Raw genomic sequence first — 12,749 nt, 5'->3', positions numbered from 1 at the left:
AAAACATATAATATATAAAAAAATAAATATAATTATGTTATTATTAATTAATATTCCTCATCAAAATCATGCACATCATCTAAATCATCTGTATCAAAGTGTTCATTTTGTGTATCATCGATTTGAAAAAAATTATTAATTGGTTGATCAATATGATCGTTACTAACATCAATATGATGTGCATCATCTGAAGTATGATCATTATTATCATGATGATGTAAAAAATTTGTTAACATATTACCTGCAACCATACCACCAGCTACACCAATAGCAGTTTGAATAGCAGTACCTAAAAAACTTGATATACCTTTTGAATGACTTCCAGCAACCTGATTCGTATTATTACATTCATGATATTCAGCAATATGTGGTTTCACTGTTTTAGAGTGTACATGTTGATTATTGCTATGTGATATACTACTATCTGCAGAGGTATCAAAAACTTTTTGTTTAACATGATTAGATAAAAAACTCATATTGTTTGTAGTATATTGACTAATACGATCTTGTAATATTTTTACTTTATCATTTAATTCTTGTATTAAGATATCTTGCACTAAGAGTGTTTGTACCATATAATAAACAGCGTCATTTTTGTTTTTTGATAAATTATAGATTAATTTTTCTGCTTCATAGTCTTTATTAGGTGTTTGTAATGATATATGGTTAATTTTTTTAAATAAATCAATTATTAATTTTTTTTCAGTTTCTTTCATATAAATTCCAATTATTATAGGGATGTACACTATTATAAAAAAATAAGATCATTATTTTTTTAATATTCGTTGTATTATTCTAATAATATATAATTTTATATTAAATAAAGTTATATTACTGACGAGAAATAAAAATATGCATATATTGTACAAAAATATTCAAAAAGTAGATATTGAAACAGAGTTAAAATCTTCTTACTTAGATTATGCTATGTCAGTAATTGTAGGACGTGCATTACCTGATGTAAGAGATGGATTAAAACCTGTGCATCGCAGAATTTTATTTGCAATGAAAATTTTAGGTAACGACTGGAATAAACCATATAAAAAATCCGCTAGAGTTGTAGGTGATGTCATTGGAAAATATCACCCTCATGGCGATTTAGCAGTATATGAAGCCATTGTAAGAATGGCACAAACATTTTCATTAAGATATGTTTTAATTGAAGGACAAGGTAATTTTGGATCAATAGATGGTGATTCTGCAGCTGCTATGCGTTATACAGAAATTAGAATGTCAAAAATAGCACATGAATTACTAGATGATTTAGAAAAAGATACAGTAGAATTTCTTCCAAATTATGATGAAACAGAAAAAATACCTGAAATTTTACCAACAAAAATACCAAATTTATTAATTAATGGTTCCTCAGGTATTGCAGTAGGCATGGCAACAAATATTCCACCACATAATCTCAATGAAGTAATTAATGCATGCCTTGCATACATCAATAATGAAAATATTTCATTAAAAGAACTAATGAGTTATATACCAGGTCCAGATTTTCCAACATATGGTATTATTAGTGGTTATCAAGGTATAGAAAATGCATATCGAACCGGGAAAGGAAAAATTTATATTCGTGCACGCCATAAAATAGAACAGAATATTCATAAAAAACGCGAATCAATAATAATATACGAATTACCATATCAAGTCAATAAATCTATATTAATGACAAAAATAGCAGAATTAGTGAAAGAAAAAAAAATAGAAGGTATTCATGCGTTACGTGATGAATCAGACAAAGATGGAATGAGAATTGTTATTGAAATTAAAAAGGATACTATTAAAGAAATATTACTAAATCAATTATACATGTTAACACAAATGCAGATATCTTTTGGTATTAATATGGTTGCATTATACGACGGGCAACCCAAAGTAATGTCTTTAAAAAATATTTTAAAATGTTTTTTATTACATAGAGAAAATATTATTACACGAAGAAGTATCTTTGAGCTAAAAAAAGCACAAAAAAAAATACACATTTTACAAGGACTAACAATTGCTATAAACAACATTAATGAAATTATTGAAATTATTAAACAATCTAATCAACCAAAATTAGCAAGAGAAGCATTATTAATTAAAAAATGGCCAATCAATGTTCATTTACAGAAAATATTACATACGCAATCACATCAATCTACTATAAATACTACACCAAACTTAACAAACTATCAATTTAGTAAAAAACAAGTTCAATCTATTCTGGACTTAAGATTACAAAAATTAACAACTTTAGAACAAAATCGTATTATACAAGAACATGATCATTTATTAAAAAAAATAAAATCATTATCATGTATTTTAAATAATCATAATGATATGTTAGAACTTATTAAAGATGAATTAAAAATTATACAAAATAAATTTGGTGATAAAAGAAAAACAGAGATTATTGAACACAACACTGAAGTTGAAATAGAAGATATGATCAATAAAGAAGATGTAGTAGTAACCTTATCACATTCAGGATATGTTAAATATCAACCATTATCAGATTATGTTACGCAACATAGAGGCGGTAAAGGACGTTCTGCTGCAAAAACAAAAGAAAAAGATTGCATCGAAACCCTCCTGATTACCAATACACATGATACACTTTTATGTTTTTCAAATACAGGTACTTTATATAGAATTAAAGTATATCAATTACCCGAAGCCAGTAGACATGCTAGAGGAAGACCGATTATTAATTTAATACCATTAGGTAAAAAAGAACGTATTACTGCGATCCTAAATTTGAGTCAAGCAAAAAGTAATAAAAATGTTTTTATGTTAACAGCAAATGGTATTGTTAAAAAAACCGCGCTCAGTATGTTTAAAAAACCAAGATCTACTGGTATGGTGGCAATCCATCTGAAAGATAAAGATGAACTAATTGGTGCAGAAGTAACAAATGGTGTAAATAATATTATGCTGTTTAGTAAAAAAGGTAAAGTGGTTCACTTTTCAGAAAAAGAAGTACGTAAAATGGGCAGAACAGCATACGGTATTCGAGGAATAAACCTTGACAAAAACGATCAAGTAGTATCATTACTTGTTCCAAATGAAAATGGAACAATTCTAACAATGACTGAGCATGGATATGGAAAACGTACAAAAGTTGAAAATTTTCCTATTAAATCACGTGCAACGAAAGGTGTACGTTCTATTAAAATTACCAAAAAAAATGGTGTTGTAATTAGCGCAATACAAGTTGCTGAAAATGATCAAATTATGATGATTACTAATGCCGGGACATTAGTCCGTACGAATGTATCTGAAATTAGAATTTTAGGAAGAAATACACAAGGTGTTATTTTAATACGTACTTCACAAAATGAAAAAGTTGTAGCCTTGCAAAAAATTTCTAATAATAAACTTAATATATCTTATTGATATAATATGTTTGATATGTAATAAAATATTACTTATACCGTGTAAAAATAATCAGGTAATATATCATGGATAAAATTTCATTTGTCACTAAACGAAATGGTACAACAGAAAAGATCAATTTTTATAAAATATATAAAATGTTAAAACGAGCAGCAAAAAAATTACAAAATATTTCAATAAAAAAAATTATAAAACATGCAAAGATACAATTCTATAATGCAATTCAAACTATGCATATTCATGATATTATTATTAAAATTACAGCAGATCTTATTTCTCAAGACATACCAGACTATCAATACATGGCCGCAAGGTTAACAATATTTCAATTACGTAAAAAAGCATTTGGAACATATCATCCACCCAGTTTATACAACCATGTACACAACATGGTGCAATTAAAAAAATATGATCCAATATTAATAAATCAATATTCTAAAGAAGAATATTATGAAATGAATACATTCATTAAACATGATCGTGATATGAATTTTGCCTACTCGGCAGTAAAACAACTAGAAGGAAAATACCTAATACAAGATCGTATTAGTGGAAAAATATATGAAAGTGCTCAATTTTTATATATTTTAATTGCTGCTTGTTTATTTATAAAATATCCAAAAGAAACAAAAATGCTATATATAAAAAATTTTTATGATGCTATTTCAAAATTTAAAATTTCTTTACCAACACCTATTATGTCTGGGGTACGCACACTAACACGACAATTTAGTTCATGTGTGTTAATTGAATGTGCAGATAATTTAAACTCTATTAATGCAACTGCCAGTGCTATTGTAAAATATATTTCACAAAAAGCAGGAATTGGTATTAATGTCGGACAAATACGTGCCATTGGCAGCCCAATTCGTGGGGGAGAGAATTTTCATACAGGATGTATACCATTTTATAAGTATTTTCAAACAGCTGTAAAATCATGTTCTCAAGGAGGTATTAGAGGTGGAGCGGCAACTTTATTTTATCCAATCTGGCATTTAGAAATTGAAAGTTTAATTGTTTTAAAAAATAATCGAGGTATTGAAGAAAATCGTGTTAGACATGTTGATTATTGTGTACAAATTAATAAAATTATGTATCAAAGACTAATTAATCAAAAATATATTACATTATTTAGCCCATCTGATGTTCCGAAATTATATGATTATTTTTTTTCTGATCAAATAAAATTTGAACAATTATACCAAAAATATGAAAATAATATTAATATACGAAATAAAAAAATTAAATCTGTTGATTTATTTACCCTAATTATGAAAGAACGTACATCTACAGGACGTATTTATATACAAAATGTTGATCATTGTAATACACATAGTGCTTTTAATCCAAAATATGCACCTATTAAGCAATCAAATTTATGCTTAGAAATTACCTTACCTACAAGTCCAATGCATGATTTACATGATCCAAACGCTGAAATTGCATTATGTATATTATCAGCATTTAATTTAGGAACGATTAAAAATTTAATTGAATTAAAAAAATTATCTGATTTATTAGTTAGAGCATTAGATGAAATTATTGATTATCAATTATATCCTGTTATTTCTGCACAGTATGGAGCTAAAAATAGACGTTCTATTGGTATTGGAGTAATAAATTTTGCATATTATTTAGCTAAAAATAATGTGCGATATTCAGATGGAAGTGCTAATAATTTAACTCATATAACATTCGAACATATACAATATTATTTATTACAAGCATCATATAAACTTTCCAAAGAAAAGGGACCATGCCCGTGGTTTAACCAAACAAATTATTCTAAAGGAATTTTACCAATAGATACTTATAAAAAACATATTGATTTAATTTGTGGACAGGCTTTACAATTAAATTGGAATAAACTAAGAGAAAAAATTAAAAAATATGGTTTACGTAACTCTACAGTTTCAGCAATTATGCCAACAGAAACATCATCACAAATTGCAAATGCTACTAACGGAGTGGAACCACCAAGGGGTTATATTACTATTAAAGCATCTAAAGATGGTATGTTAAAACAAGTGGTTCCAGAATATCCTAAATTAAAAACAAAATATGAACTTTTATGGGACATGCCAAATAATAAAGGGTATTTAAATTTAATTGGAATTATGCAGAAATTTGTGGATCAATCAATTTCTGCAAATACAAATTATGACCCGTTAAAATTTCCAAATAATAAAATACCAATTAAAATTTTATTACAAGACTTACTCATGGCATATAAATTAGGCTTGAAAACACTATATTACCAAAATACTCGTGATGATTTAAATCAAGATCAAGAGAAAAGTACAAATTATAATCATGAAAATTATTGTAGTAATGGAGCATGTATATTATAATAACAAATATTATAAAATTTCACATCATTCATCAGGTAAAAATATGTCATATACTACTTTCTCTAGAAAAAATAATAATCAATTAAAAGAACCAATGTTTTTTGGACAAACCGTTAATATTGCTCGCTATGATCAACAAAAATACCATATTTTCGAAAATTTAATCGAAAAACAATTATCTTTTTTTTGGAGACCTGAAGAAATTGACCTATCAAAAGATAGAATTGATTTTTTTACACTCCCCGAACATGAAAAACATATCTTTGTTAGTAATTTAAAATACCAAACTTTATTAGATTCCATTCAAGGAAGAAGTCCAAATATAGCTTTTTTACCTATTATTTCATTACCTGAATTAGAAACATGGGTAGAAACATGGTCATTTTCGGAAACTATTCACTCAAGATCATATACGCATATTATTCGTAATATTACAAATTGTCCATCAGATATTTTTAATAAAATTATTTCCGACCAAAATATTTATGAACGTGCTAAAAATATATCTTATTATTATGATACTTTAATAAATATGACAAATTATTGGAATTTATTTGGTGATGGTAATTATAAAAATAATAAAAATAAAGTCATAAAAATTAATTTAAAAACGCTCAAGAAAGCATTATATCTGTGTTTAATCAGTGTTAATGTTCTAGAAGCAATACGTTTTTATGTTAGTTTTGCTTGCGCTTTCGCTTTTGCTGAAAAGAAACTCATGGAAGGAAATGCTAAAATTATTAGATTAATAGCACGAGATGAAGCTTTACATTTAACAGGTACGCAACATATTATCAATATTTTAAAAAATCATGAAAATGATTCAGAAATGGTGCAAATTATCCAACAATGTGAAAAACAAGCTATTCATTTATTTAAAACATCAGCACAACAAGAAAAAAAATGGGCAGAATATTTATTTAATCACGGCTCTATGTTAGGATTAAACAAATATATTATGTTTCAATATATAGAATATATTACCAATATTAGAATGGAAGCAATTAATTTATCACCAATATTTACTAAAACTAAAAATCCAATTCCATGGATTAATAATTGGTTAAATTCAGATAATGTACAAGTTGCTCCTCAAGAAGTTGAGGCAAGTTCATATTTAACTAATCAAATCGATTGCGAAATTTCTAACGATGAATTTAAAAAATTTCAACTATAAAAAAAAAAACTATATTATTCAGGTTGATAATAGAAAATTATATATTAAGCCAGAAGAAAAAAAATTATCTTTACTAAAAATATTATTAATACACCGTATTAATATATTTTACCAATGTAATTCCGGGTATTGTGGTAGTTGTAATATAAAATTAATATACGGTACAATATACCAATTTCAAACAAGTATAGCATGTATACAACCAGGGTATATTCTTGCATGTGTATGCCAAATTCAAAGTAATATTAAAATACAAATTTAATGATATTAAAAACACTTTTTATATATAATATTATCAATTTCATTTTTTACACGTTTGTATTGCAGTCACAAGAATAGTATAAACAATATCATTTATAGTAGCCCCCCTTGAAAGATCATTAACTGGTTTTAACAAACCTTGTAAAATAGGACCTATAGACGATATATTTAAAGATTGTTGTACAGCTTTATAAGTAATATTACCTGAATTTAAATCAGGAAAAATCAAAATATTTGCTTGTCCAAGTAAACATGATTCCGGTAACTTAATATTTGAAATCGTAGTGTTAATTGCCGCATCATATTGAATAGGACCTTCAATTATTAAATCCGGATAAAGCATTTTCAATAAGTTAGTTGCGTCACGTACTTTATTAACAGTATCTCCTGAACCAGATGTTCCGGTAGAATAAGATAACATAGCTATTTTTGGCTTAATATCAAATAAAATGGCTAAATTCGCAGTATCTACAGCAATACTAACTAATTGTTTTACATCAGGGTTAATATTTACAGCACAATCGCTATAAAATAATATACTATGTTTTAATAACATAATAAACGAAGATGATACGATAGGATGATCATGATTAATATGATTTTTCATCCCAATTAATTGAATAGCAGTGCGTAAAACATGCGCGGTTGTGAACTGTATACCACAAACTATACCATCAACTATATTTTCACGTAACAATAATGCACCCAAAACCATATGATCTTGTACATATTGTTCTGATAGTTTCCATGTCATCCCTTTATGGGCTCGTAAAAAAAATAATTTTTCAATATAATTTTTATAAATCTTTTTAGGATCAATAATATTAATATTTTTAGTAATATCCCAACTGTTCTTATGTGCGATATGTTGTATTATTTGTGCATCTCCTAATAATGTACACTGTACAATACCTAAATTTGCTACAATACTTGCAGCATGTATTATACGTTCCTCCGTACCTTCTGGTAATAAAATATTACTATTACTATTTTTTGCTTTTTCTATTAAATATTTTTGAAATGAAATAGGTGAATTATAAATAATTTTTTGATTATTATTACATAATAAAGAACATATAAATTGTTTATGTATATAACGCGTAACATACAAAATTACTGTACTAATATAAACTTTATTGTTTATTGTAATCTGTCTGTGAAAGTTATTAATTGATAATATAACTTGATTGAGTGTTAATTTCGTACAAAAGAATAATGTTGTATGACTCAATTGTTTTTTTAGTATATTAAATATAAATACATCATCTTTACTGCAATCAGTAAATATCACAGAATGTAATTTATTGCATGACAATATTACATGTAATGATTGATAATGTTTAATAAATTTATAAAATGAAATTAATAATGTAGAATTAAACAGATGATTTATAATTTTGAAAAAATCTTGATTATATAAAACAAATCCATTAATTTTATGTACTGCATATTTTTTTATTCTATTTTCTGTGTTTATTAATTGTAATATTTTATATATCGAAAAAGATATTAGTTTTTTATTCCATGGAATATTTATTACAGGTATTGATTTCAAATTAGGATGTATATAATTACCAAGTAAGTCGAATGAGAAAAAAACATCATGATAATTTTTTATAGCTATGTTGTAAAAATTATTTATTATACCAATAATTCTATTTTTAGTAAAATATTTTTCTTTATAAGAAAAAAAATTTTTACAAAAATTATTATGACCGGAATTATAGAAAATTAAATCCGCTCCTGTATGATATAAAAATTTTAAATTTAAATCATGAATATAAGATTGATCATGTAAATTTTTCTTACCTTCAATAAAAATAATATCAAATTTATTTTTATATGAATAATATAAATCTAAATTGTCTTGTATTAATCGATCTAAATGCTCGTTTTTTAAAAGACAAGTTTTATTTATATGAACAACAGGTTTAATGCTAGGAATAAAAAAATCCCTATTTACAATATACGCCGTATCATCAATACTATGTATAGTATCAGGAAATGGTTTAAAAAAAATTACACGTAATTTTTTCTCGTATATTAACTTTAATAAGCTTACACTTATTGTTGTAAGACCCACACTATTTCCAATAGGTACTAACATAATAGTACGTGTCATAACCATCTCAAATAAAGTTATTAATATTATTATTTTCATCATGCTTACTATGTAAAAATAGTAAAATTATAAAAATAACTGCATTGTTTCTTGAGCAATCACAAGTTCTTCATTAGTTGGTATTACTATAATGGGAGTCGTATTTTCCTTATTAATAAAACGTGATTTTTTATTATCAAGGTTATAATTTAAATTATTATCTATTTTAAAACCTAGAAATTCTAATTTTGATAATGTTAATGCACGCATTAAAGCTGAATTTTCACCAATACCTCCTGTAAATACAATAGCATCTAATTTACCATATAAGGCAGCAGTATACGCACTAATATATTTCGATAATCTATAACAAAATACATTCATCGTTCTATATGCCTGTAAACTAGAATAGTATTTCTGTTCAACATATCTAAAATCGCTAGTTAAACCTTGCATTAAACCAAAAATACCAGACTCATTCGTTAAAATATTTTGTATATCAGCTATACTTTTTCCTAAAACATCATGCATAAAAAATACTACAGAAGGATCTATATCGCCACTTCTTGTTCCCATCACTAAACCTTCCAATGGCGTTAAACCCATTGATGTATCTATACAAACTCCATTACGAATAGCAGTGATTGATGCACCTCCTCCTAAATGACAAGTAATAATATTTAAATGATTAAAACTTATATTTAATAAACGAGATGCTTTTTTAGAAACATAAAAATGACTAATACCATGTGCACCATACCGTCGAATATGATATTTTTTATACAATTTATATGGTATAGCATATAAATAAGCACACTCAGGCATAAAATGATAAAATGAAGTGTCTAAAACTGCAACATTTTTTTCTTTTAAATCTGGAAAATATTGCATAGAAGCTTGTATACCCAATATATTCATTGGATTATGTAACGGAGCAAACACACTATTTTTCTGAATTTTTTGTATTATTGTATCATCAATAATTACTGATTGTATTAATTCATTACCCCCATGGACAACACGATGCCCAATATATTTAATTTTTGATACTAAATCATCATATTTAGTAAAAATTATCTCAATAATACATTTTAATGCTTGATGATGAGTAATATTATTACCAAGTATTTTTATTTGTGTATTATTATTTATACACCAGGTTACATATGCTTCCGATAAATATAATCGCTCTACTATACCAAACAAATATTTTTTATAATTTATTGGGTCTAAAATAGAAAATTTTATAGATGAACTACCACAATTAAATACCAACACTAAATCATTTAGCATGTATTTTTACCTAACAATATTTAATAAAAAGTATATATTAATAAGACTAAAATTTTTAATGTAAATAATATAATTATATTTATATACTAAGTAATATAATTAATATATTTTTTGACCAACTGTAATTCTAGGATAACCTAAATAATCCCGATATGTTTTAATATTATTAAAATTATTTTTTTTAAATAACTGATATACTATTTGATTTTGTTTATAACTATGTTCGATTAATAACCAACCATTAAGAAATAAATATTTTTTTGAATGACTAATAATGTACTTAATTTCTGAAAGACCATATTGTTTAGCAAACAAAGCAACATATGGTTCAAAAAATAACTCTTTTGATAAATACAATATTTCATCATTACTCAAATATGGCGGATTACTTACTATCAAATTAAATTTTTTATGTATACAAGAAAACCAATTGCTATAAAAAAACTTAATATTTTTAATGTTTAAATAATATGCATTATTTTTAGCAATCTGAATTGCGTCATATATACAATCAATTCCAATAATTTTACAATTTGTAAATTCAGTTGCTATAGCTAAAGCAATTGCACCACATCCTGTACCCAAATCTAAAACATCATCTTGTTGATGTAATCTATTTAAACTATGTTGCACTAAAATCTCTGTTTCTGGTCTAGGAATTAATGTATCTTTTGATACTAATAGTGATAATGACCAAAATTCTTTTTTATGAATTATATACGCAACAGGTTCACCATATAAACGCCTATTTAATAATTTTTTTAATAAAATTACTTGTTTAGTATTTAAAATAAAATTATCAAATACATTTATCCAGGTTCTTGATTTTTTAAGAATATAACTAATCAATAATTCAGTATCCAAACGAGGTGTTTGGAAATCAGATAATAGTATCGTACCGTATTTTATCCAAAAATTAATTTGCATATTAAATTATTTTACAATTTTTAATAAAAGTTTAGCATTATATTCTTGCATAATTGGTTCTATTAAAACATCTAAATTACCATTTAAAATATCATCTAGACAATATATACTAATATTAATGCGATGGTCAGTAACTCTATTTTTAGGAAAATTATATGTTCTATTACGATCGGAGCGATCTCCTGTACCTAATAAATTTTTCCGGATTAAAGAATCTTTTTTATTGCGTTTAGCAACCTCATGTGCATGAATTCTAGAGGTTAAAATAGCCAGTGCTTTTGATTTATTCTTATGTTGTGATCTTTCATCTTGACATTCTACTACAGTACCTGTTGGTAAATGCGTAATTCGAATTGCAGAATCAGTAGTATTAACATGTTGCCCACCTGCCCCTGAAGATCGAAATGTATCAATTTTTAAATCAGAAGGATTTACAACAATTTCCGGATCTGTTTTAACGACAGGAATAACAGCTACTGTACAAGTTGATGTATGAATTCTGCCCTGAGATTCTGTTTTAGGTACACGTTGAACACGATGTCCTCCAGACTCAAATTTTAATTTTTTACATGCACCTGTACCACTAATTTTTAAAATCACTTCTTTAAATCCCCCTTTTTCACTAATATGACTGCTAATAATTTCAGTAATCCAATTATTATATTCTGCATACCGACCGTACATTTTCAGTAAATCACCTGCAAACATTGCAGCTTCATCACCACCAGTAGCAGCTCTGATTTCAATAAAACAGCTTTTATATTTATCATCATCATCTGGCAAAAGCATATTTTCAATTTTTTTTTGTAAAAATATCTTATTAGAATTTAAAGACTTCAATTCATCTACTGCCATATTAGACATTTCAGCATCACTAAGTAATTTTGTAGTTAATTCAATGTCCTGATTATTTTTTTTCCATTTCAAAAAAACAGAAATCAAATTTGATAATCTCAAATATTCTTTTGTTAGTTTTTTAAAACGTGCCTGATTAGTTATAACCTCTTTACATATAATTAATTCTTCAATTTGTTTTAATTTAATATGTAATTGTTCTAATTTATTTATAATAGATTTTTTCAAAATTAGATTTATCCTTTTATTACATGCCGTATAGATACAATTTACAAAAATATTTTTAATCGTATTAATAAATATTAATTAAATAATTATAATACACTATAATAATATTATTATTTTATAATATTGAATATATTTTATATACTGTAAAAAATATTAATTAATGTATTCATAT

At 25.7% G+C, this 12,749-nt stretch carries 9 protein-coding genes; 4 read left to right on the top strand and 5 right to left on the bottom strand.

Features of this window, described 5'->3' with window-relative positions; translation table 11 throughout:
• Positions 1 to 47: 47 nt before the first annotated feature.
• Positions 48 to 716, bottom strand: coding sequence for a DUF2076 domain-containing protein (locus RJT54_RS00650; RefSeq protein ID WP_343128308.1), 669 nt, complete (start codon positions 714 to 716; stop codon positions 48 to 50).
• A gap of 136 nt (positions 717 to 852) precedes the next feature.
• On the opposite strand from RJT54_RS00650, the gene gyrA reads away from it, so the two are divergent.
• The 4 genes from gyrA to RJT54_RS00630 all read left to right on the top strand — a co-directional run bounded on the left by gyrA (position 853) and on the right by RJT54_RS00630 (position 7,174).
• Entirely contained in the window at positions 853 to 3,384 is a 2,532-nt protein-coding gene (gyrA, locus tag RJT54_RS00645) for a DNA topoisomerase (ATP-hydrolyzing) subunit A (protein WP_343128307.1), read from the top strand.
• Between the two features lie 65 nt (positions 3,385 to 3,449).
• The gene (gene nrdA / locus RJT54_RS00640) at positions 3,450 to 5,735 is read left to right on the top strand and encodes a class 1a ribonucleoside-diphosphate reductase subunit alpha (RefSeq protein ID WP_343128306.1); all 2,286 of its coding nucleotides are present in this window, start codon (positions 3,450 to 3,452) and stop codon (positions 5,733 to 5,735) included.
• Between the two features lie 43 nt (positions 5,736 to 5,778).
• Positions 5,779 to 6,912, top strand: a complete 1,134-nt coding sequence (gene nrdB, locus RJT54_RS00635; RefSeq protein ID WP_343128305.1) for a class Ia ribonucleoside-diphosphate reductase subunit beta — start codon at positions 5,779 to 5,781, stop codon at positions 6,910 to 6,912.
• Entirely contained in the window at positions 6,887 to 7,174 is a 288-nt protein-coding gene (locus RJT54_RS00630) for a 2Fe-2S iron-sulfur cluster-binding protein (protein WP_343128304.1), read from the top strand. The genes nrdB and RJT54_RS00630 overlap by 26 nt, the downstream gene beginning before the upstream one ends.
• A 39-nt stretch (positions 7,175 to 7,213) precedes the next feature.
• Here RJT54_RS00630 and pta read toward each other — a convergent pair whose 3' ends face one another.
• The 4 genes from pta to prfA form a co-directional block, all read right to left on the bottom strand.
• A complete protein-coding gene (gene pta / locus RJT54_RS00625) occupies positions 7,214 to 9,295 on the bottom strand; it encodes a phosphate acetyltransferase (protein ID WP_343128303.1) in 2,082 nt (693 codons plus the stop codon).
• A 66-nt stretch (positions 9,296 to 9,361) separates the two neighbouring features.
• Entirely contained in the window at positions 9,362 to 10,567 is a 1,206-nt protein-coding gene (locus RJT54_RS00620; protein WP_343128302.1) for an acetate kinase, read from the bottom strand.
• A gap of 99 nt (positions 10,568 to 10,666) precedes the next feature.
• Positions 10,667 to 11,494, bottom strand: coding sequence for a peptide chain release factor N(5)-glutamine methyltransferase (gene prmC / locus RJT54_RS00615; RefSeq protein WP_343128301.1), 828 nt, complete (start codon positions 11,492 to 11,494; stop codon positions 10,667 to 10,669).
• Positions 11,495 to 11,500: 6 nt separating this feature from the next.
• Positions 11,501 to 12,577 (bottom strand): peptide chain release factor 1, encoded by a 1,077-nt coding sequence (gene prfA, locus RJT54_RS00610; RefSeq protein ID WP_343128300.1) that lies wholly within the window; start codon positions 12,575 to 12,577, stop codon positions 11,501 to 11,503.
• Between the last annotated feature and the right edge of the window lie 172 nt (positions 12,578 to 12,749).

Origin of the sequence: Buchnera aphidicola (Takecallis taiwana) (genome assembly GCF_039355125.1) — a bacterium.
Taxonomy (GTDB): Bacteria; Pseudomonadota; Gammaproteobacteria; order Enterobacterales; family Enterobacteriaceae; genus Buchnera_L; species Buchnera_L aphidicola_AG.
Note: the sequence above shows the minus strand (reverse complement) of the source record. Positions and strands in the feature narration are given on the sequence as shown.

Excerpts from the sequence above, each read along its gene's own strand:
- RJT54_RS00650 (WP_343128308.1), bottom strand. The coding sequence starts at position 716 with ATGAAAGAAACTGAAAAAAAATTAATAATTGATTTATTTAAAAAAATT.
- gyrA (WP_343128307.1), top strand. The coding sequence starts at position 853 with ATGCATATATTGTACAAAAATATTCAAAAAGTAGATATTGAAACAGAG.
- nrdA (WP_343128306.1), top strand. The coding sequence starts at position 3,450 with ATGGATAAAATTTCATTTGTCACTAAACGAAATGGTACAACAGAAAAG.
- nrdB (WP_343128305.1), top strand. The coding sequence starts at position 5,779 with ATGTCATATACTACTTTCTCTAGAAAAAATAATAATCAATTAAAAGAA.
- RJT54_RS00630 (WP_343128304.1), top strand. The coding sequence starts at position 6,887 with ATGAATTTAAAAAATTTCAACTATAAAAAAAAAAACTATATTATTCAG.
- pta (WP_343128303.1), bottom strand. The coding sequence starts at position 9,295 with ATGACACGTACTATTATGTTAGTACCTATTGGAAATAGTGTGGGTCTT.
- RJT54_RS00620 (WP_343128302.1), bottom strand. The coding sequence starts at position 10,567 with ATGCTAAATGATTTAGTGTTGGTATTTAATTGTGGTAGTTCATCTATA.
- prmC (WP_343128301.1), bottom strand. The coding sequence starts at position 11,494 with ATGCAAATTAATTTTTGGATAAAATACGGTACGATACTATTATCTGAT.